We start from the raw sequence: 21,014 nt of genomic DNA, 5'->3' as shown, positions 1-21,014 counted from the left end.
GATGAGCTCCCCGCCGCGTCCCGCACCGGACCGCCCGGCCGGTGCCGTGCCGGACGGCGCGCGCGGCGACGGGGAGCTGGCGCGGCGGCTCGTCGCCGGGGCCCGCCTCCGGCAGCCGAGGACGCAGCTCATCCTCGCCGCCCTGGCCGGGCTCATGCTTGTGACCTGTCTGGTCGCCACCCTCACCCGGCTCTCGCCGTGGCCGTTGCTCCCGCTGCTCCCGCTCGTGCCGGCAGGCTACGCCCTGCGGCGCGTCCGCATCGCCGACCGCGACCGGCCGCTGCTCGGGTGGACGGTGCTGCTGGCGGGCGGCCTGGCGCTGTCCCTGTGGCTGATGTCCATCGTCGGCCGCATGTTCGAGTAAACGTTTGCCCGTGTTCGTAATGGGTAGACCAAACCCGTGCCCGACGCCGAGCGAGAGGACCACATGTCGGCGATCGTGAGTTCCGGCATGCGCGCCGGTGACTTCGCGCATGAGGCACTCGTCTACCGCGGTGAGGCGGAGCTGCTCGCAGGCACGGTGCCGTTCGTCCTCGGCGGACTCGCCGGGGGCGAGCCCGTCGCCGTGGCCGTGCCCGAGCCGAACCTGCGGCTCATCGAGGCCGAGCTGGGCGACTCGGCCCAGGACGTGCGGTTGATCGACATGAGCGAGGCCGGTCGCAACCCCGGCCGGATCATTCCCGGTGTGCTCAGGGCTTTCGCCGACGCCCACCAGGGCAGGGTCCGGATCATCGGTGAGCCGGTGTGGCCGGACCGTTCGAGCGAGGAGTACCCGGCGTGCCTGCTGCACGAGGCGCTGATCAATGACGCGTTCGCCGGCCGCGACGCCACCATTCTGTGCCCGTATGACGGCGCCCGGCTGGAGCTTTCGGTGCTCAGGGACGCCGAGGCCACCCACCCGGTGTGGCTGAAGGGCGGCGAACGATCACGGAGCGAGCGGTACGCGCCGGACGAGGTCGTGGCGACGTGCAACGTCGCGTTGCCCGCCCCGCCGGACGCCGAGAGCATCGAGTTCGACATCGGCGGTCTCGCGCGCGCCCGCGCGTTCGCGGCCGGGAAGGCGGCCGAACTGGGGCTCTCGCGCGAGCGGTTCGACGACCTCGCGCTGATCGTCGGGGAGCTCTGCGGCAACAGCGTGCAGCACGGTGGCGGCCGCGGCACGCTGCGGGTCTGGCCGGAGGGTGACCAGGTGATCTGCCAGGTGGAGGACGCCGGGCGGCTGGACGACCCGCTGGCCGGCCGCCGCCCCGCCGCGCTCGACAGCCCCGGAGGTCGCGGGCTGCTGCTGGTGAACCACCTCGCGGACCTGGTCCGCGTCCACACGACGCCCTCCGGCACCACATCCCGCGCCTACCTGCACCGCGACGGCTGAGCGGGAGCCGCTAGCGCGGAACGTGCCGGCCGAGGAAGGCGACCAGGCCCGGCACCGCCGTCCGGAAGAACGTGTCGCCGTGCCCACCGGGACCGATCTCGGCGACCGCGGGCGACGCCCTGGCGATGAACTCGCGGACGCTCCCGATGAAGCGATCCTCCGTACCGCACCACACGGCCGTGGGAATCCCCCTGGTCGCGCCGATGTGGCGCAACGGCTCCAGCGCGGCCCATTCGGCCCGGCTGCCGAACGCCTGGCGCCTGCGCGCCTTCGCCCACGACCTGAACAGGGCTGGGGAGATCAGCGCGATCGCCGCCGGTGGCCGTCGTTGGGTGGCACGCACCCGGGCGTAGTTCAGCGCTCCGAAACCACCCATCGACGTTCCGGTACACGCGAAGGGCATGCCGTCGGCGCCGGCAAGACGGCGCTGCCGCAACCACACCGGCACCTCCTCCAGCAGCATCGCCATCGGGTCGTCGCCCGGCTCGTGCTCGTGCCAGTAGCTGCGGCCGCCGTCGATGGCGACGAACCCGAAAGGCGGCACCGCGCCGCGGGCCACCTCGCTGTCGAGCTGGGCGAGGAGTCCGGTCGGCGCCGCGCTCCGCGCCGAACCGCCGAGGCCGTGCAGCAGCAGCGACATCGGCATGCGCTCCGGTGGCTGCGCCGGCAGGAGGGTCACCAAGTCGACATGCCGCCCGCGGGCGGCAGAGTAGAGGCGTTCGACTCTCGCCCGCCCCGGCGCGGTGACGGGCTCCGGCGCGGGTAAGCCACGGAGCACCTCCCGGCCTGCCAGCACCCCGCCCGCCGCCACGACCGCCGCGCCGCCCGCGAGCACGGTGCGGCGGCCGACGCCGCGCCCCGGACCGGCCACCGGGTCAGCTCTCCAGGATCCGCTTGTCGCCGGTGTAGAGGTTCATGCTGGCGCCGCGCAGGAAGCCGACGAGGGTCATGCCGTTCTCCTCGGCGAGCTCGACGGCGAGCGAGGAGGGCGCCGAGACGGCCGCCAGCAGCGGCACACCGGCCATCGCGGCCTTCTGCACGAGCTCGAACGAGGCCCGCCCGGACACGAGCAGGCCGCAGTCGAGCAACGGCACCCGGCCCTCCAGCAGCGCCCAGCCGAGCACCTTGTCGACGGCGTTGTGCCTGCCGACGTCCTCGCGCACCGCCAGCAGCGATCCGTCCGCGGTGAACAGCCCGGCCGCGTGCAGGCCCCCGGTGGCGGCGAAAACGCGCTGCCGTTCCCGGAGCGCGTCCGGCAGGCCCGCGAGGGTCGCCGTGCTGACCGCGAACGGCGAGCCGGAGGGATCGAACCTGGTGCGCAGCTTCACCGCGTCCAGCGCCGCCTTGCCGCACACGCCGCACGAGGACGTGGTGTAGAAGTTGCGCTCGACCCCGGTGTCGGGAGGCGGGACGCCATCGGCGAGCGCGAGATCCAGCACGTTGTAGGTGTTGCGCCCGGTGTCGTCGACGCTGTCGCAGTAGCGTGCGGTGCTGATGTCCGCGCGGGCGCCGATGACGCCTTCGGACAGCAGGAAGCCGTGCGCGAGCTCGACGTCGTGGCCGGGCGTGCGCATCGTGACAGCCAGTGCCTTGCCGGACACCCGCAGCTCGAGCGGCTCCTCGGCGGCCAGCGCGTCCGGCCTGCGGCGCTCCCCGTCCGCGGTCAGCATCCGTACCGGTCTGCGCACCGTCACTCGGCCCATCGCCGATCACTCCCTAGCCTGATCCGGATATTCGACAGCTGGTTACTGCGCGCACGCCCTTTTAGTAATACATTGCCCACGGACACTCTGCTCGCATACAAACGACTGTATTCAGTGTACGGAGGTGCCGTCGTGGCACTCGGGTTCCTGGACCGTTCACACAGCATCGCATCGCCGCACTGGAGCCGGTGGCTGATCCCGCCTGCCGCGCTCTCGGTGCACCTGGCGATCGGGCAGGTCTACGCCTGGAGCGTGTTCAAGCCGCCGCTGGAGGAGTCCCTCGGCCTGAGCGGGACACAGAGCGCGCTGCCGTTCCAGCTCGGCATCGTGATGCTGGGCCTTTCCGCGGCCTTCGGCGGCACCCTGGTGGAGCGCAGAGGGCCGCGCTGGGCCATGTTCGTGGCGATGTCCTGCTTCTCCGCCGGCTTCCTGATCTCCGCGCTGGGGGTCGCGGTGGCGCAGTACTGGCTTGTCGTGGTCGGCTACGGCGTCGTCGGCGGCGTCGGGCTCGGCATCGGCTACATCTCGCCGGTCTCGACCCTGATCAAGTGGTTCCCCGACCGGCCGGGGATGGCGACCGGCATCGCGATCATGGGCTTCGGCGGGGGAGCGCTGATCGCCTCGCCCTGGTCGAGCCAGATGCTGGAGTCGTTCGGCTCGACCACCGGTGGGATCGCCACCACGTTTCTCGTGCACGGGCTGGTGTACGCGGTGTTCATGTCGATGGGCGTGCTGCTGGTGCGCGTGCCGCCGGAGGGCTGGCGTCCGGCCGGCTGGCGGCCGGAGCGTGGGAACGGCGACACCAAGGGCATGGTCACCACCGCGAACGTGTCGGCGAACAACGCGATCAGGACACCGCAGTTCTGGCTGCTGTGGCTGATCTTGTGCCTGAACGTGACCGCGGGCATCGGCATCCTGGAGAAGGCCGCGCCGATGATCACTGAGTTCTTCGCGCAGACCTCCACGCCGGTGGGCGTCGGTGCGGCGGCGGGCTTCGTGGGCCTGCTCTCGCTGACCAACATGCTCGGCCGCTTCGTCTGGTCGTCGACCTCGGACCTGGTCGGCCGCCGTAACATCTACCGGCTGTACCTGGGCGTCGGCGCGGCGTTGTACCTGACGATCGCGCTCACCACGAACTCGTCGACGGCCGTGTTCGTGCTCTGCACGACGGTGATCATCTCCTTCTACGGCGGCGGGTTCGCCACCATCCCGGCGTACCTGAAGGATCTGTTCGGCACCTACCAGGTGGGCGCGATCCACGGCAGGCTGCTGACCGCGTGGTCCACGGCGGGCGTGCTGGGGCCGCTCATCGTCAACGCCATCGCCGACAGCCAGGAGGCCGCCGGGCGGCAGGGGCCGGACCTCTATCTCGCCTCGCTCTACATCATGATGGGCCTGCTGATCGTCGGCTTCATCGCCAACGAGCTGGTGCGGCCCGTCCATCCGAGGTTCCACGAACCGGCCGACGAGACCGACGAGGCCGACAAGACCGACAAGACCGACAAGACCGACAAGACCGACAAGGAGGCCCGATGACCAGCTCCGTGCCGAGCCGCCGCATCCTGCTGATCGTGGTGTGGCTATGGGTCGGGCTGCCGTTCGCCTACGGCCTGTACGAACTCGTGCGGAAGGTGGTGCAGCTGTTCGGCTGACCGCTCTTGCCACGAACGCCTGCGGGCCGGGCCGGTGGTCGTTACGCTCGGCACATGCTGATCGCTGAGGACCTGCTCCTGCTCGTGTTCGATGACGAGAGCGGAAAGCCGATCGACGGCGCGAGCAACCTCGAGTACTCGCTCGCCGGCGCTCTGCTGATCGAGTTGGCGATGCTCGGCCGGGTCGACGTCACCGACGGTACGGAGGGTGACAAGCCGGGCAGACTGGTCCTGCGCGACGCCACGCCGACCGACCGCACCGCGCTCGACGAGGCGCTGGAGAAGCTGTCCACGCTGGAGGGGCGCAAGGCCAAGGACGTGATCGGCCCGCTCGCCGGTGACAAGCTCTCCCAGCGGCTGCTGGCCGGGCTCGCCGAGCGCGGCATCCTGCGCCGTGAGCAGGGCCGGATCCTCGGGCTGTTTCCCACCACCCGGTGGCCTGCCGAGGACTCCGAGCACGAGGTCGGGGTTCGCGACGCGCTGCGCCGGGCGCTGGTGGACGGGGAACGGCCCGGTGAGCGCACGGTCGCGCTGATCGCGCTGCTGGTCGGCATGGGCGTGGTGAAGCGCGTCGTCGCGAGCTCCGAGCCGAAGGAGACCGAGCGCCGCGCCAAGGAGATCGCCGAGGGCAACTGGGCGGGCGACGCCATGCGCCGGGCGGTCGAGGAGATGACGGCCGCGGTGATGACGGCGGTGTTCGTCCCCACGATCATCGCCACGACCACGAGCTGAATGCCGGTGAAGGAGCCGGTCAGCCGGTTCGTAGACTTACCGGTTGTGACGGACAACGCGCCCCAGCAGCAGACCGACCTTCCCAGCGCATGGAACCCGGCCGACGAAGAGGCCGCGATCTACCAGCGCTGGGTAGACGCGGGCTACTTCACGGCGGACGCGCAGTCGGACCGGCCGCCGTTCACGATCGTGCTGCCGCCACCCAACGTCACCGGCAGCCTGCACATGGGGCACGCCCTCGACCACACGCTGATGGACGCGCTGACCCGCCGCAGGCGGATGCAGGGCTACGAGGTGCTGTGGCTGCCCGGCATGGACCACGCGGGCATCGCCACGCAGAACGTGGTCGAGCGCGAACTCGCGAACGAGGGCGTCTCCCGGCACGACCTCGGCCGCGAGCGCTTCGTCGAGCGGGTTTGGGAATGGAAGGCCGAGTACGGGGGCAAGATCCTCGACCAGATGCGCAGGCTCGGCGACGGCGTCGACTGGACGCGCGAGCGGTTCACCATGGACGAGGGCCTCTCCCGCGCCGTGCAGACGATGTTCAAGCGCCTCTACGACGACGGCCTCATCTACCGCGCCGAGCGGATCATCAACTGGTGCCCGCGCTGCCACACGGCCCTGTCCGACATCGAGGTCGAGCACTCCGAGGACGAGGGCGAGCTGGTCTCGATCCGCTACGGCGAGGGCGAGAACGCCATCGTCGTGGCCACCACCCGGGCCGAGACGATGCTCGGTGACACCGGCGTCGCCGTGCACCCGGACGACGAGCGCTACGCGCACCTCGTCGGCACCGACATCGAGCTGCCGCTGACCGGGCGCCGCATCCCGATCGTCGCCGACGAGCACGTGGACCCCGAGTTCGGTACCGGCGCGGTGAAGGTGACGCCTGCGCACGACCCGAACGACTTCGAGATCGGGAGGCGGCACGACCTGCCGATGCTCTCGATCATGGACGAGCGCGCCACGATCACCGTGCCCGGTCCGTTCGAGGGCATGGACCGGTTCGAGGCGCGGCCCGCCGTCGTCGCCGCGCTACGCGAGCAGGGCCGGATCGTGGCGGAGAAGCGGCCCTACCTGCACGCGGTCGGGCACTGCTCCCGCTGCGACACGGTGATCGAGCCGCGGCTGTCGCTGCAGTGGTGGGTCAGCGTCGAACCGCTGGCGCGGGCCGCCGGGGATGCCGTGCGCGACGGCCGTACCGAGATCCACCCGCCGGAGCTGGCGAAGCGCTACTTCGAGTGGGTCGACAACATGCACGACTGGACGATCTCGCGCCAGCTCTGGTGGGGGCACCGGATCCCGGTCTGGTACGGCCCCAACGGGGAGACCGTGTGCGTCGGCCCGGACGAGCGGCCGCCGGGCGGTGACGGCTGGCACCAGGACCCGGACGTGCTGGACACGTGGTTCTCCTCGGGCCTGTGGCCGTTCTCCACGATGGGCTGGCCGGAGGACGACGACGCAGCCACGCTGGCGAAGTTCTACCCGACGACCGTGCTGGTCACCGGCTACGACATCCTCTTCTTCTGGGTCGCCCGGATGATGATGTTCGGCCTCTACGCCATGGACGGCAGGCAGCCGTTCGACCACGTCTTCCTGCACGGGCTCATCCGCGACGCCAACGGCAAGAAGATGTCGAAGTCCCGCGGCAACGTGATCGACCCGATCGACTGGATGGACCGCTTCGGAGCGGACGCCACCCGCTTTACCCTCGCCCGTGCCGCGAACCCGGGCGGGGACATGGCGCTGGCCGAGGAGTGGGCCGCGGGCGCGCGCAACTTCTGCACGAAGCTGTGGAACGCCAGCAGGTTCGCGATGCTCAACGGCGCGACGGTGGCGAACCCGCTGCCCGCCACCGCGGAGCTGAGCGAGGCCGACCGCTGGATCCTCGGCAGGCTCGGCACGGTCGTGTCCGAAGTGGACGAGTTGCTGGAGGGATTCCAGTTCGCCAAGGCCGCCAACCTGCTCTACCACTTCACCTGGGACGAGCTGTGCGACTGGTACCTGGAGCTGGCGAAGGTGCAGCTCTCCGGTGAGCGGGCGGAGGGCACCCGCGCGGTGCTCGGGCACGTGCTGGACGCCGTGCTGCGGCTGCTGCACCCGTTCGTCCCGTTCGTCACCGAGCGGCTGTGGACGGCCCTCACCGGTGGTGGATCACTCACCGTGGCACGCTGGCCCGGCCGGGCGCTGGACGAGGACGGTCTGCGACTGCCCGCGGCCGACCCGGTCGCGGACGCCCGCATCGGCGACGTGCAGAAGCTGATCACCGAGATCCGCCGGTTCCGCTCCGATCAGGGGGTCAAGCCCGGCCAGCGGGTCGCCACGCGGTTGTCCGGGCCCGGATTCACCGACCTCACCGGCCACGAGGACGCGATCCGCTCGCTCGCCAGGCTCACCGCGCCGGACGACGAGTTCTCGGCGACCGCGTCGATCGAGGTGGGCCTCGCCGCCGGGATGGTGCACGTCGAGCTGGACACCTCCGGCGCGATCGACGTGGCGGCCGAGCGCAAGCGGTTGCAGAAGGACCTCGCGGTGGCCGAGAAGGAGCTCAGGCAGACGGAGGGCAAGCTGGGGAACCAGGCGTTCCTCGACAAGGCTCCTGCCGACGTCGTCGACAAGATCAAGGTGCGCCGGGACACCGCCGCCGCCGAGATCGTCCGGATCAACGCCCGCCTCGCCGCCCTGCCCGGCTCGTGAGTGGCTACGCGAGTGAGAGCTCGGCTGCGCACTCACGAGGTGAGGTACCGGTGCAGCACGGTGGCGACACCGGCCATGCCGGAGCGCCGCGGGTGGTACGTCGCGGCGGCGAGCGGGTCGGTGTCCTTGCCCTGGATCCACGCGGCCGCCCCGGCGCAGGCGTCGTGTCCCAGTGAGGCCGGGTAGGTGTCCACGAACTCCGACCGTCCGTCGTCGGCGGCCGCCTTGGCCAGCGCGGCGTTGAGTGCCGCCTCGATCTCGTTGAGCCAGGCGTAGTCGCCGTCGGCGAACGGCAGCACGTCCGGGCAGGTGCCGGTCGGCGGCGCGATCCGCGGGTAGCCGACCACCAGCACCCGCGCGCGCGGGGAGCGTTCGTGGATGCCCGCCAGCACCGCGGCGACGTTCTCGCCGGTGTCGGCGATCGCGGCCCGCAGCGTGTCCACCCCGTCGACCGTGAAGTACGCGCGGCACGGCGCGCCTTCCGGGTCGGATTCGCGCAGTTCCGGGCAGGTGCCCACCACGCTGCCGAAAACGCCGTGGTCGTTGCCGCCGATACCGAGGGTCACCAGATCGGTGTTCGGGCGCAGCGCGTCGAACTGTGGCCGGTTGTGGCCGAGCGGGATCTCCTGTGGCCGGGTCATGTCCGTGGTGTCGGCCCCGGCGCAGCTGACGTCGGTATAGGACTTCACCCGGAGGGCTCGGGCGAGCAGCGCCGGGTAGTTGTTCGTCGAACGCAGGCAACCGGCGGGGTCCGGTCGCTGCAAGGGGATCAGCGGGCCGGAGGTGTAGGAGTCCCCGAGCGCTACGTAGCGTTTGACGCCCTGCTCACCGCCGGGCCGGGCCGCAGCCGATCCGGCGGTGAGCAGGGCGGCGACGAGGGTCGCGACGAGGACGGTGAACAGGCTCCGGCGCATGCGAATCCCCGATCCGGCGGGTGGTCGTCCCTCATGTTGTAGCCGGTCCGGCCGGTCCGGGCTGCCGCCGAACGGGTAGCACCGTGTTCAGGCTGGGGCGAACGTCTTTTTGCTGCATCAATCCAAACTTTTGTTTGACATGCACCTAAGGTCTTGTAATGTCCACTTCATGAGTGTGACTGGCCTCACCGACGAGGCACCCGTGGTGCGGCTGCGCGGGATCGGCAAGCAGTTCGTCGGCAACCCGGTGCTCCGCGACGTCGACCTGGACCTGTACGCCGGTGAGGTGCACGCGCTCGTCGGAGAGAACGGCGCGGGCAAATCGACACTGATGAAGATCCTGGCCGGCGTGCACCAGCCCGACTCCGGGGTGATCGAGGTGGACGGCCGGGAGATGTCGTTCGCCTCGCCGCGGGCGGCGCAGGCGGCGGGGATCTCGATCGTCCACCAGGAGTTCAACCTCCTCGGCGACCGGAGCGTCGCGGAGAACATCTACCTCGGCCGGGAGCCGGTGCGGCGCGGCCAGGTGGACCGCAAGCGGATGGAGGCCGACACGGCCGGACTGCTCGACTGGCTCGGCGAGCGGGGGATCTCCCCGCGCACCCTCGTGCGCAGGCTCCCGGTGGCCCAGCAGCAGGTGGTCGAGATCGTCAAGGCGCTCTCCACCGACGCCAGGGTGCTCGCCATGGACGAGCCGACCGCGGCGCTGGCCGACCACGAGGTGGAGCTGCTCTACGACCTCGTGCGGCGGCTGCGGGAACGCGGCATCGCGATCCTGTACGTCTCGCACCGGCTGCGTGAGGTGTTCGACCTCAGCCAGCGGATCACGGTGCTCAAGGACGGCGAGCTGGTCACGTGCCGGCCCACGCGGGAGCTCACCTCGGACCAGCTCGTGCGGCACATGGTGGGCAGGCCGCTCGAGGCGCTCTTTCCCGACCGGGCCGACCCGGAGGCACCGGGCGAGGTCCAGCTCGCCCTGCGCGGCGCGGGCAACGAACGGGTGCACGACATCGATCTGGAGCTGCGGGCGGGGGAGATCGTCGGGCTGGCCGGACTGCAGGGGGCGGGCCGCTCGGCCGTCGCCCGCGCGATCTCCGGCGTCCAGCCGTTCACCGAGGGGACCGTGGAGCTCGGTGGCGCGGCGGTGCGGATCCGCTCGCCCCGCACGGCGGTCCGCCGCGGCGTCGCCTACGTCACCGAGGACCGCAAGGGCGAGGGCCTAGCCCTGCGGCAGTCGGTGCGGGACAACGCGCTGCTGGTCCGCAGGGCGGCCTTCGGTCGCAGGTCACTAGGGCGGCTCGACCTGGCCGCGCTGCTGCGCTCGGTCACCGTCCTCGCCCGGAGCGAGGACCAGGAGGTGCGCAGGCTCTCCGGCGGCAACCAGCAGAAGGTCGTGCTCGCCAAGTGGCTGGCCGTCGAGCCGAAGGTGCTCGTGGTGGACGAGCCCACGCGCGGGATCGACGTCGGCGCGAAGCAGACCGTCTACGAGCTGCTGCGCGGGCTCGCCCGCGAGGGGGTGGCGATCCTGATGATCTCCTCCGAGCTGCCGGAGCTGATCGGCATGAGCGACCGCGTGATCGTCATGCACGACGGGCGGATCGCGGGCGCGCTGCCGGCCGGGCCGAGCGAGGAGGCCGTGATGGCGCTGGCCACCGGGCACGAGCTGGAGGCGGCATGAGCGCGGCCACCCTCGTCCGTACCCGTCCTCAGTGGACTCGATTCGCCACTCCCGCGGTGTCGGTGTACGTCGCGCTCGTGCTGCTGCTCGTGGTGGGCAGCGTGCTCGTCGGCGCACGCGGCGGGATGCTGCTCGACCAGGGCGGGATCCTCAACATCCTCACCCGCAGCACCGCGCTCGGGCTGGTGGCCATCGGGCAGACCATGGTGATCCTGACCGGCAAGCTCGACCTCTCGGTGGCCTACCTCATCGGCCTGTGCTCGCTGATCGGCGCGGAGACGATGGCCGGTGACCCGGGGATGATCCTGCCGGCCGTGCTGCTCACCCTTGCCTGCGCGGCCGGGGTGGGGCTGGTCAACGGGCTGGTCGTCACCAAGCTCAAGGTCAACGCCTTCATCGCCACGCTGGGCATGGCCCTCATCATCCGTGGGTATCTTGAAAACGCTTACACAGGGCCGGCGGGCGAGGTGCCCCGGGTCTTCCAGCACCTCGGCTACGACCGGATCGGCCCGGTTCCGATCTCGGCGCTGCTCATGCTCGCGCTCGCGGCGCTGGCCTGGTGGTTCCTGACCCGCACGAGGGGTGGCTACCACCTCTACGCGGTCGGCGGTGACGAGGAGGTGGCCCGCTTCTCCGGCATCCGCACCGATCGCGTCGTCGTGCTCGCCCACGTGCTGTGCTCGGTGGCCGCCGGGCTGGCGGGGCTGTTCCTCGCGAGCCGGCTCGGGTCGGGGGCGCCCTGGGTCGGCACGGACGCGGGCTACGACCTCGAGTCGATCGCGGCGGTGGTGCTCGGCGGCACCCTGCTCGCCGGGGGCCGTGGCGGGGTCGCCGGCACCATCGGCGGCGTCCTGATCCTCGCCACGCTCGACACGACGTTCGACGACCTCGGCGTCACCCCGTTCTTCAAGGACGTGGTCCGCGGCGCCGTGCTGATCGCGGCCGTCGCGCTGTACGCCCGCCGGAGGGGACTGCGATGACCGGGATGAACGGTACGACGACAACGACCGGCGCCGGTAGGCGGCTCCGGCTCGCCGACGGCACCGCACCCGTGCTCGCGGTACTGGCCGTGCTGCTCGTGGCGCTCGCGTTCACCGGCCCTGCCTACAGCGAACCGGCCGGCTACCTGGCGCTGCTCAAGCGCGCGGCACCGCTGATGATCCTCGCGATCGGCCAGTATTTCGTGATCGTCAGCGGTGGCTTCGACCTTTCGGTCGGCTCGCTGGTGACCGCCGAGGTGGTGATCGCGGCGCGGCTGATCGACGGCGACGAGGCGGCGACCCTGTGGGTGATCCCGTTCGTGCTCGGGTTCGGCGCGCTGATCGGCCTGGTGAACGGGCTGATCACCACGCAGCTGCTCGTGCCCTCGTTCATCGTGACGCTGGGCATGCTGCTGGTGCTCGACGGTGCGGTCTTCCTCTGGACGGGCGGCTCGCCGAGGGGTGCGCTGTCGGAGTCGTTCCGGATGGTCGGCCGGGAGGGCTTCGACGTTCCGCTCATCGGGCAGTTGCCGTGGTCGGTGCTGCTGCTGACCGCCCTCGTCGTGGCCGCGGTGCTGTTCATGCGCGGCGGCACCGGCCGCATGCTCGTCGCGATCGGGGACAACCAGACCGCCGTGCGCTTCGGCGGCGGCCACGTCGAGCGCGTGCGCACGCTGGCGTTCGTCCTCTCCGGTACGTCCGCCGCGATCGCGGCGGTGCTGCTCGGCGGGTTCGCCGGGGTCTCGGCGCAGGTCGGCGACGGGCTGGAGTTCCGGGTGATCACCGCCGTCGTGCTCGGCGGCGTGGTGCTGGGCGGCGGCCGCGGTTCGGTGGTCGCCGCGATGGCAGGCGCGCTCACCCTCGAAGCACTGTTCTCGCTGCTCAACCTGCTCGGCATCTCCGGTGGCCTCGAGTCCACCGTGCAGGGCGTCATCATCATCGCCGCCGTCGCCTACGCGTCGGTCGGGCGATCGAAGTTCCGGACAAGGAAAGGCACATCATGAGAAAAGCCTGGCTGACCGTGCTGGCGGCGGGTGCACTCGCGCTGACGGCATGTTCGAGCGAGCTGCCCCCGGCGGACGGACCCGCCTCGGCGCCACCGGAATCCTCGGCGCAGTCGGAGTTCTTCGACCAGAGCGAGTACGAGCGCCAGCTCGCGCTGCGCGACGCCACGCCGGAAGGTCCCGCGGACAAGCCGTGGGAGCAGGCACTCGAACCGGAGATGGTGGACACCTCGGAGTACGCCAAGGACGGTCCGCACCACGTGTGCTTCTCCAACGCCTCCGTGGACAACCCGTGGCGCCAGGTCGGCTGGAAGACGATGCAGGCCGAGGTCGACCTGCACGACGACATCTCCGAGTTCACCGTGCTCGACGCCGAGGCCAAGGACGACAAGCAGATCAGCGACATCTCGTCGATGGTTTCACAGGGCTGTGACGCGCTGATCGTCTCGCCGAACACCACCGCGACGCTGACACCGGCCGTGGAGGCCGCTTGTGACAGCGGCACGCCGGTGATCGTGTTCGACCGTGGCGTCAACACCGACTGCCCGGTGACCTTCATCCATCCGATCGGCGGCTACGCGTTCGGCGCGACGGCGGCGGAGTTCCTCTCCCAGGAGGTCGGTGAGGGCGGCAAGGTCCTCGGCCTGCGCGTCCTGCCGGGTGTCGACGTGCTCGAGCACCGCTGGGCCGCGGCCGAGCGGATCTTCGAGGAGAACGGCGTGAACGTCGTCGGCACCGAGTTCACCGAGAACGACAGCGCCACGGCCAAGAGCGTCGTGTCGGACTACCTGCAGCGCGAGGGCCAGATCGACGGCATCTGGATGGACGACGGTACCGCCGCGGTGCCCGTGCTGGAGGCCTTCGAGGACGCAGGCATGGAGGCGCCGGCGATCTCCGGTGAGGACCAGCAGCGCTTCCTCGAGAAGTGGCAGGAGGAGAACCTCAACGCCATCGCACCGACGTACCCGACCTACCAGTGGCGTACCCCGGTCATCGCCGCGCTGAAGATCCTGAACGGCGAGCAGGTGCCCAAGGAGTGGATCCTGCCGCAGCCGGTGATCGACTCGAACAACCTCGGCGACTACGTCACCGCGGGAATGCCGCCGCTGCACTACGGCCTGTGCGGCTGCCAGGACATGCCCGGCTTCCCGCAGCGCTGGAAGTGAGCATGCACGCGGTCGGCGTGAACACGTGGGTGTGGACCTCACCGCTCGACGACGCCGGGCTGGCCGGGCTGGCGCCCGCGATCGCCAAGCACGGCTTCGACGTCGTCGAGCTCCCGGTCGAGAACCTCGGCGACTGGGACCCGGGCAGGGCCGCCACGCTGCTCGCGGATCTGGGCCTGGCCACCTCGGTGGCGCTGGTGATGCCCCCGGGCCGGGAGCTCGTCCGGGCCGACGCGGGGACGGTGACCGCGACGCAGGACTACCTGCGCCGGTGTGTGGACGTGGCCGCACAGGTGGGTTCGCCCACCCTGTGCGGCCCGGCCTACGCCTCCGTGGGCCGCACCTGGCGGATGACCGGCACCGAGCGGGAGGCCTGCCTGCGCGAGCTGCGCGAGCATCTCGTTCCCGTGCTGGAGCACGCGCGGCAGGCGGGGGTGACGCTCGGCGTCGAACCGCTCAACCGGTACGAGACGAGCCTGCTCAACACGGTGGCGCAGACCCTCGAAGCCATCGAAGGGCTGCCCGCGTGTGGAGTGGCGCTCGACTTCTACCACCAGAACATCGAGGAGACCGACATCCCCGCGGCGATCCGGTCGGCCACCGGCCGGATCGCGCACGTGCAGGTGTGCGGCAATGACCGCGGCACTCCCGGACGCGACCACTTCGACTGGCCAGGGCTGCTGGCCGCGCTCGGCGACGCCGGCTACACCGGGCCGCTGTGCATCGAGTCGTTCACCTCGCACAACCAGAGCATCGCCACGGCCGCGTCGATCTGGCGGCCACTGGCGGAGAGCCAGGACGCCCTCGCCACCGACGGCCTCGCGTTCCTGAGGGAGGTGATGGCGCGCAGCTGACCCCTGGGAAACACCTCAGCTCGACGGCGCCGGCACGCCGCAGTGACCTCTCCCTGTGTCCCCACACGTGAGGAACCCATGAGCAGACGTAAGAGATTCCTGCCGCGGCTCGGCGCCGTGCTGATCGGTGCGCTCGTCGCGTTCGGGCTCGCCCCGGCAGCGGCGCAGGCGCAGGAAGCCGAGTTCGACGCCCTGCTGTTCACCAAGACCGCCGGTTACCGGCACGACTCCATCCCCGCAGGCGTGGCCATGTTCGAGCAGCTGGCCGCCGACAACAACTTCACGATCGACCACACCGAGGACTCGAGCGTCTTCAACGACGCGACCCTCGCCGAGTACGACGTCGTCATCATGTTCCAGACCTCCGGCATGGTCTGGGAGAACGACGCGCAGCGCCAGGCCATGCAGACCTATGTGGACAACGGCGGCGGGATCGCCGCCATCCACAACGCCACGGACATGGGGATCGAGAACGAGTTCCCGTGGTGGGACGAGGTCGTCAACGCGGGCGCGAGCATGCCCTCGCACTCGCCGGGCGTCCTCCAGGGCACCGCGAAGGTCGCCGATCGCCAGCATCCCTCCACGGCCGGATTGCCGGAACGCTGGAACCGCGCCGAGGAGTGGTACAACTTCGACGAGAACATCCGCGGCAAGGCGCACGTGCTGGTGACCGCGGACGAGAGCACCTACAACCCCGGCCCCGACGCGATGGGCGCCGACCATCCCATCTCGTGGTGCCGCGACGTCGGCCTCGCCCGCGTATGGGCCACCGCGATGGGGCACCCGACAGCGGCGTACGGCGAGGAGCTGTTCATCCAGCACCTGCTGGGCGGTGTGCGTACCGCGGCCGGCGTCGAGGAGGCCGACTGCTCGGCCACAGTGGACAGTGCGTATGACAAGGTGGCGCTGGACACCAACACCAAGGCGCCGGTCGCCATGGACATCGCTCCGGACGGGCGGGTCTTCTACACCGAGATCCTCGGTCAGGTGCGGGTGTACGACCCGGAGACGGAGAGCACCTCCACCGCGCTCGACCTGCCCGTCTACTACGGCGGTGAGGACGGCGTCGTCGGTATCACGCTCGATCCGGCCTTCGCCGACAACGGCTGGCTCTACCTGTACTACTCGCCGCCGGGAGAAGAGGAGGTCAACCGGGTCTCCCGGTTCACCGTGGAAGGCAACACCATCCTCCGCGACTCCGAGGTCGCGCTGATTGATATTCCCGCGTCGCGGCAGGAGGAACCGGGCCACACCGGCGGCTACCTGACGTTCGGTCCGGAGGGGAACCTCTACATCGGAGTCGGTGACGACACCAACCCGTTCGAGTCCAGCGGGTACACGCCGATCGACGAGCGGGATGGCCGCGAGCTCTTCGACGCGCAGCGGACCTCGGCCAACACCAACGACCTGCGCGGCAAGATCCTGCGGATTCACCCGGAGTCCGACGGCAGCTACACCGTCCCCGCCGGCAACATGTTCGCGTCGGGTACCGCGAAGACCCGCNAGCGGACCTCGGCCAACACCAACGACCTGCGCGGCAAGATCCTGCGGATTCACCCGGAGTCCGACGGCAGCTACACCGTCCCCGCCGGCAACATGTTCGCGTCGGGTACCGCGAAGACCCGCCCGGAGATCTACGCGATGGGCTTCCGGAACCCGTTCCGGTTCAGCGTCGACGTCGACGGCACCATCTACATGGCCGACTACGGGCCCGACGCCAGGACGGCGAACCCGAACCGGGGACCCGACGGCCAGGTGGAGTGGAACATCATCCGCGAGCCCGGTTTCTACGGCTGGCCGTACTGCACGGGCAACAACATCCCGTACAACGACTACGACTTCGCCACCGGCGTCTCGGGGGACAAGTTCGACTGCGACAACCCGGTCAACGAGTCGCCGAACAACACCGGGCTGACCGAGCTTCCCGCCGCCAAGCAGGCGGAGGTGTGGTACGGCTACGGCGAGTCCCCGAACTTCCCGGAGATGGGCGCGGGCGGTGCGGCTCCGATGGGCGGCCCGGTGTACCGCTACGACCCGAACCTCGAGTCGGAGGTCAAGTTCCCGGAGTACTACGACGGCAAGGCGTTCTTCTACGAGTGGTCGCGCAACGCGCTCTACAATTTCTCCCTGGATCAGCAGGGCGAGTTGCTGAAGATCGATCCATGGCTCACCAGCGAGGAGACGCTGGCGCCGATGGACATGCGCTTCGGCCCTGACGGGGCGATGTACCTGCTCGAATGGGGTGGCGGCTTCGAGAGGGAGAACCCGGACTCGGGGCTGTACCGCATCGAGTACTCGCAGGGTGACCGCAAGCCGGTCGCGAAGTCGGCGGCGAGCGTGACGTCCGGTCGGGCTCCGCTGGAGGTCTCGTTCTCCAGCGAGGGCTCCCAGGACCCGGACGGGACGCCGATCACGTACGCATGGGACTTCGGCGACGGGGCGAGCTCGGCCGAAGCCGACCCTGTGCACACCTACACCGAGAACGGGCAGTACAACGCCCAGCTCACGGTGACCGACGGGACGGGTAAGACCGGAGTCGCCAACCTCACCATCACGGTGGGCAACACGGCACCGACGGTGCGGATCAACGCCCCGGTCAACGGCGGCTTCTTCGACTTCGGGGATACCGTGCGTTTCGACGTCGAGGTGACCGACCCGGAGGACGGCGAGATCGACTGTTCGAAGGTCGAGGTGCAGGCCGCGCTGGGGCACGAGGACCACCCGCACTCGCAGGAACCGATCAGCGGGTGCGAGGGCACGTTCCAGACGATCGTGGACAACAGCCACGTCGGCCAGAACATCGTGTACACGATGGACGCGACCTATACGGACGGCGGTGGCGAAGGGGCACCGCCGCTGAACACACGGAGCAACACGGTGCTGCAGCCGAAGCACAAGCAGGCGGAGCACTTCAGCGACTCGTCGGGCATTCGCGTCGTCTCGCAGGAGGGCGCGGAAAGTGGTGGCCGCATCGGGGATATCGCCGACGGTGACTGGGTCTCGTTCTCGCCGGTGAACCTCACCGGCATCGACCAGGTCTCGCTGCGGGCTTCCTCGGACGGTGGTGGCGGCTCGGTCGAGCTGCGGGCGGGAGCCCCGGACGGCGCCGTGCTGGCGACCGTGGACGTGCCCAACACGGGCGGTTGGAACAACTACGTCAACCTGCCGCCGGTGGACATCACCGACCCGGGTGGCACCACGGAGCTGTTCGCGGTGTTCCGCTCGGCCGCGCCCGGTCCGTACGACCTGGACTCCCTGACCTTCCTCGGCAAGGGAGTCGCGGTCAACGCGGCGCCGCACGTGTCGGTCGAGGCGAGCGCCACCACGGGCAACGCCCCACTGGACGTCGACTTCACCGCCACGGCCGTCGACCCCGAAGGTGACGAGCCGCTGACCTACGAGTGGGCGTTCGGCGACGGCGCCACCGCGTCCGGGCCTGCGGCGAGCCACACCTACACCGAGGTCGGCGAGTACGAGGCGGCGGTGACGGTGACCGACACCGCGGGCCGGAGCAAGCGGGCCACGGTGCCGGTCGAGGTGACGCCCAAGGTGTCGCCGCCGATCGAGTGCCTGACCGACGGCTCCGACGAGTTCTCCGGCACGGCGCTGGACACCGGCCGGTGGACGACCGTCCGGCCCGAGGGCTCCGACTACGCCGTCTCGGACGGCCGGTTGCACCTGCCCACCGCGGCCGGTGACATCAACGGATCGGCCGCAGGCCCGATCTCGTTCGCCGGGCAGCGGGCGCCGTCCGGCAGCTGGTCGGCGACGACGCTCGTGACGATCGACGCCACCCAGCAATGGCAGCAGGGCGGGATCCTGCTGTGGGCCGACGACGACAACTACGCCAGGGTGAACGTGCAGTCCAACGGATCGGCGCGGGAACTGGAGTTCGTCCGGGAGAGCGGTGGCCAGCGGGAGATCCGCAAGGGCGCGCTCGCCACCGACGGCACGAGCTTCCACCTGCGGATGGAGAGCGACGGCACGTCGCTGACCGCCTACACCTCGGCGGACGGCGTCACCTGGACCGCCTACGGTGACTCCTTCCCCGCGGAGGGCTTGACCGGCGGGCAGATCGGCCTGTACGCGCTCAAGGGCGACACGCCGGCGCCGGTGATCGACGCGTCGTTCGACTACTTCCACCTCTCCGCGGCGGGGCAGGAGGTCGGCCCGGACGACGAGTTCGACGGTGACCGGATCGACGGCTGCCGCTGGAACGCCGTGGTGCGGCCCGACCTCAGCACCATGCGGGTCACCGACGGTGAGCTGCGCATCGACACCGTCAACGCCGACATCAACGGCGGCAGCAACGACGACCCGCCGAACTTCCTCCTGCAGGAGCCGCCCGAGGGCGACTGGACCGTGGAGACGAAGATGCGGGCCCCGCTGGTCGAGCGCTACCAGCTCGCCGGGTTCATGGTGCACGGCAACGACGACGACTACGTCAAGTTCGACGTGGTCGCCGTGAACGAGCCGGGATCGGCGACGAGCCTGCGGGCCGAGCTGGTGTCGGAGAACGAAGGGCAGTTCGGCAACGGCGGCAACCGCTCGATCGCGCTCGGCGACACCGAGAGCGGCTGGTGGTACCTCCGCCTGGCCAAGACCGGCGACACCTATGCCGGCTGGGTCAGCCACGACGGCGAGGAGTGGACCTCGGTCGGGGATCCCGTGACCAACGCGGTGCCCGATCCAGGGGTCGGCCTGATGGCGATCGGCCCGCAGCAGACCGAGGGCCCCGTGACCGTCGGCTTCGACTGGTTCCGTCTCTCGGCCGGTCAGGCTGACGAGCAGGCACCGGTGACGGAGGCGAGCCTGGCTCCGGCGGAGCCGGACGGGGCGGACGGCTGGTACCGCACCGCGCCGGTGCTGACGCTGGCTGCCGATGACGGCGACGGATCGGGTGTGGCGTCGACCGAGTACCGGATCGATGGCGGCGAGTGGCTGCCGTACGCCGGGCCGTTCCCGCTGAGCGAGGACGGTGAGCATGTCGTGGAGTACCGCTCCACCGACGAGGCGGGCAACGTCGAGCAGGCCGGCTCCAGCGCCGTCCGGCTCGACGCGACCGCGCCGGAGCTCACCGTGTCCGGGGTGGAGGCCGGCCGGTCCTACGGCGACTCGGCGGATCTCACCGTGGGCTGGGAGGTGGCGGATGCCACCTCCGGGCCCGGTTCCGCCACCGCCACGCTCGACGGGCAGCCGGTCGCCGAAGGGACCGTGCTGGCACTGCACACCCTCGAGCTGGGTACGCACGAACTGGTCGTGACCGCGACCGACGCCGCGGGCAACGGCACCGAGCGGGCCGTCACCTTCACGGTGACGACCTCGATCCAGGACCTGCGTGCACTCCTCGATCGGTTCACCGCCGAGGGGCGGATCGACCGGCCGACGGCGATCCAGCTGAACGCCTCGCTCGGCACCGCCGAACTGCTGCGCGAGCGGAGCGCCGACCACGGAGCCTGGCAGGCGATGCGGGTGTTCGCCGCGGTCGCCGAGCGCCGGGTGGCGGACGAGCAGGTCAAGGCAGTGCTGGTCCGGGATGCCGAGGCACTGATGGAGCAGTGGCGCGGCTGATGGGACCGGCGAAGACGCGGGGGCGGATGCCGGGCCGTTCCCCGCACCGGCCGGCGCCGCAGCGGGTCAACCCGTTGCGGCGCCGGCTCCGGCCCCTGCTGGCGGTCGCGGCGGCGCTGCTGGCCGGTGTGCTCGCGGTGCTGCTGCTGCCGGGCGTCCTCGGCGGGGGAGACCCCGTCGAGGAACGGGTGGCCGAGTTGCGCGGGCAGGAGCGGGAGCGCGACGCCGGCCTGACGCGGGAGCTCGTCACGACCGCGGAGCAGGTGCGGGCGGAGGTCGTCCCGGTGCTCGCGGAGCTGGAGGAGGCGGTCGCCGGGGAGGCCGCAGGCACGGCGGCGGACGTCGCGGCGTGGCGGCGGGCGGTCCAGGCCGCTGCCGAGCCGCTGCGCGAGCGGCCCTCGGGTGGCACGGAGGTCAACCTGGCCAGGGCCGGCCTCGCCGGTGCGGTGACCGCGCTCGGCCGCGCGGTGGACACCTACGCCGCCTCGCTGGAGGCGTCCGGGGAGCTGCGCGAACGTTTGCGCGGGCTGGCCGGTGAGCTCCGGGAGGACGCCGTGGCCGCGTGGTCGGTGGCGGCGAACCAGCTAGACGTGGCCGGTATCGCGGCCGGGCTGGGCCATGTCCACGTCTTCCTCGGCGAGCCGCACGCGGAACACGGCGGCCCCTGAGCGCTCGTGCGTACGCCTGTCCC

Annotated in this window: 16 protein-coding genes and 1 pseudogene; 14 read left to right on the top strand and 3 right to left on the bottom strand. The window is 70.8% G+C overall.

The window, feature by feature from the left end:
• Position 1 precedes the first annotated feature (1 nt).
• Together JAP66_RS28700 and JAP66_RS28695 are read left to right on the top strand one after the other, a co-directional pair.
• Complete coding sequence (locus JAP66_RS28700) at positions 2–364, top strand: hypothetical protein (RefSeq protein WP_199434982.1); 363 nt, start codon at positions 2–4, stop codon at positions 362–364.
• 63 nt (positions 365–427) lie between these two features.
• Complete coding sequence (locus tag JAP66_RS28695) at positions 428–1,372, top strand: anti-sigma factor RsbA family regulatory protein (protein ID WP_199434998.1); 945 nt, start codon at positions 428–430, stop codon at positions 1,370–1,372.
• Between the two features lie 10 nt (positions 1,373–1,382).
• Here JAP66_RS28695 and JAP66_RS28690 read toward each other — a convergent pair whose 3' ends face one another.
• Positions 1,383–2,243 carry an alpha/beta hydrolase gene (locus tag JAP66_RS28690; RefSeq protein ID WP_199434981.1) on the bottom strand — a complete coding sequence of 287 codons (861 nt, stop codon included), beginning with the start codon at positions 2,241–2,243 and terminating at the stop codon, positions 1,383–1,385.
• A 4-nt stretch (positions 2,244–2,247) separates the two neighbouring features.
• On the bottom strand, positions 2,248–3,075 hold the full coding sequence (fdhD, locus tag JAP66_RS28685; protein ID WP_199434980.1) for a formate dehydrogenase accessory sulfurtransferase FdhD: 828 nt from the start codon (positions 3,073–3,075) through the stop codon (positions 2,248–2,250).
• Positions 3,076–3,207: 132 nt separating this feature from the next.
• On the opposite strand from fdhD, the gene JAP66_RS28680 reads away from it, so the two are divergent.
• From JAP66_RS28680 to JAP66_RS28670, 4 genes are read left to right on the top strand one after another with little or no spacing between them, the layout of a single operon-like run.
• Complete coding sequence (locus JAP66_RS28680; RefSeq protein WP_199434979.1) at positions 3,208–4,611, top strand: L-lactate MFS transporter; 1,404 nt, start codon at positions 3,208–3,210, stop codon at positions 4,609–4,611.
• Positions 4,608–4,727 carry an MFS transporter small subunit gene (locus JAP66_RS33530; RefSeq protein ID WP_443706217.1) on the top strand — a complete coding sequence of 40 codons (120 nt, stop codon included), beginning with the start codon at positions 4,608–4,610 and terminating at the stop codon, positions 4,725–4,727. Before JAP66_RS28680 ends, JAP66_RS33530 begins: the two co-directional genes overlap by 4 nt.
• A gap of 54 nt (positions 4,728–4,781) precedes the next feature.
• Entirely contained in the window at positions 4,782–5,459 is a 678-nt protein-coding gene (locus JAP66_RS28675) for a GOLPH3/VPS74 family protein (protein ID WP_199434978.1), read from the top strand.
• On the top strand, positions 5,460–8,156 hold the full coding sequence (locus tag JAP66_RS28670) for a valine--tRNA ligase (RefSeq protein ID WP_199434977.1): 2,697 nt from the start codon (positions 5,460–5,462) through the stop codon (positions 8,154–8,156).
• 32 nt (positions 8,157–8,188) lie between these two features.
• Here JAP66_RS28670 and JAP66_RS28665 read toward each other — a convergent pair whose 3' ends face one another.
• A complete protein-coding gene (locus tag JAP66_RS28665) occupies positions 8,189–9,076 on the bottom strand; it encodes an SGNH/GDSL hydrolase family protein (protein ID WP_199434997.1) in 888 nt (295 codons plus the stop codon).
• Positions 9,077–9,239: 163 nt separating this feature from the next.
• Between JAP66_RS28665 and JAP66_RS28660 the strand changes: the two genes are divergently transcribed.
• The 8 genes and pseudogenes from JAP66_RS28660 to JAP66_RS28620 all read left to right on the top strand — a co-directional run bounded on the left by JAP66_RS28660 (position 9,240) and on the right by JAP66_RS28620 (position 20,991).
• Entirely contained in the window at positions 9,240–10,748 is a 1,509-nt protein-coding gene (locus JAP66_RS28660; protein WP_199434976.1) for a sugar ABC transporter ATP-binding protein, read from the top strand.
• Positions 10,745–11,728: an ABC transporter permease gene (locus JAP66_RS28655; RefSeq protein ID WP_199434975.1), complete on the top strand. Its 984-nt coding sequence runs from the start codon at positions 10,745–10,747 to the stop codon at positions 11,726–11,728. The genes JAP66_RS28660 and JAP66_RS28655 overlap by 4 nt, the downstream gene beginning before the upstream one ends.
• Positions 11,729–11,733: 5 nt before the next feature.
• Positions 11,734–12,732 carry an ABC transporter permease gene (locus tag JAP66_RS28650; protein ID WP_372449021.1) on the top strand — a complete coding sequence of 333 codons (999 nt, stop codon included), beginning with the start codon at positions 11,734–11,736 and terminating at the stop codon, positions 12,730–12,732.
• Positions 12,729–13,898, top strand: coding sequence for a substrate-binding domain-containing protein (locus JAP66_RS28645; RefSeq protein WP_199434973.1), 1,170 nt, complete (start codon positions 12,729–12,731; stop codon positions 13,896–13,898). The genes JAP66_RS28650 and JAP66_RS28645 overlap by 4 nt, the downstream gene beginning before the upstream one ends.
• Positions 13,899–13,900: 2 nt before the next feature.
• Complete coding sequence (locus JAP66_RS28640; protein WP_199434972.1) at positions 13,901–14,752, top strand: sugar phosphate isomerase/epimerase family protein; 852 nt, start codon at positions 13,901–13,903, stop codon at positions 14,750–14,752.
• Between the two features lie 78 nt (positions 14,753–14,830).
• Positions 14,831–16,558, top strand: a pseudogene (locus JAP66_RS33525) (ThuA domain-containing protein); the annotation flags it as partial.
• Positions 16,559–16,735: 177 nt separating this feature from the next.
• Positions 16,736–20,323: a PKD domain-containing protein gene (locus JAP66_RS33520; protein ID WP_443706218.1), complete on the top strand. Its 3,588-nt coding sequence runs from the start codon at positions 16,736–16,738 to the stop codon at positions 20,321–20,323.
• On the top strand, positions 20,311–20,991 hold the full coding sequence (locus JAP66_RS28620) for a hypothetical protein (RefSeq protein ID WP_199434971.1): 681 nt from the start codon (positions 20,311–20,313) through the stop codon (positions 20,989–20,991). Before JAP66_RS33520 ends, JAP66_RS28620 begins: the two co-directional genes overlap by 13 nt.
• Positions 20,992–21,014 lie beyond the last annotated feature (23 nt).

The sequence above is a fragment of the Qaidamihabitans albus genome, from assembly GCF_016464705.1.
Taxonomy (GTDB): Bacteria; Actinomycetota; Actinomycetes; order Mycobacteriales; family Pseudonocardiaceae; genus Qaidamihabitans; species Qaidamihabitans albus.
This window is presented reverse-complemented; position numbering and strand designations above follow the sequence as displayed.

Coding starts and splice junctions, on each gene's coding strand:
- JAP66_RS28700 (WP_199434982.1), top strand. CDS start 2: ATGAGCTCCCCGCCGCGTCCCGCACCGGACCGCCCGGCCGGTGCCGTG.
- JAP66_RS28695 (WP_199434998.1), top strand. CDS start 428: ATGTCGGCGATCGTGAGTTCCGGCATGCGCGCCGGTGACTTCGCGCAT.
- fdhD (WP_199434980.1), bottom strand. CDS start 3,075: ATGGGCCGAGTGACGGTGCGCAGACCGGTACGGATGCTGACCGCGGAC.
- JAP66_RS33530 (WP_443706217.1), top strand. CDS start 4,608: ATGACCAGCTCCGTGCCGAGCCGCCGCATCCTGCTGATCGTGGTGTGG.
- JAP66_RS28675 (WP_199434978.1), top strand. CDS start 4,782: ATGCTGATCGCTGAGGACCTGCTCCTGCTCGTGTTCGATGACGAGAGC.
- JAP66_RS28670 (WP_199434977.1), top strand. CDS start 5,460: ATGCCGGTGAAGGAGCCGGTCAGCCGGTTCGTAGACTTACCGGTTGTG.
- JAP66_RS28660 (WP_199434976.1), top strand. CDS start 9,240: ATGAGTGTGACTGGCCTCACCGACGAGGCACCCGTGGTGCGGCTGCGC.
- JAP66_RS28655 (WP_199434975.1), top strand. CDS start 10,745: ATGAGCGCGGCCACCCTCGTCCGTACCCGTCCTCAGTGGACTCGATTC.
- JAP66_RS28650 (WP_372449021.1), top strand. CDS start 11,734: ATGAACGGTACGACGACAACGACCGGCGCCGGTAGGCGGCTCCGGCTC.
- JAP66_RS28645 (WP_199434973.1), top strand. CDS start 12,729: ATGAGAAAAGCCTGGCTGACCGTGCTGGCGGCGGGTGCACTCGCGCTG.
- JAP66_RS28640 (WP_199434972.1), top strand. CDS start 13,901: ATGCACGCGGTCGGCGTGAACACGTGGGTGTGGACCTCACCGCTCGAC.
- JAP66_RS33520 (WP_443706218.1), top strand. CDS start 16,736: ATGGGCGCGGGCGGTGCGGCTCCGATGGGCGGCCCGGTGTACCGCTAC.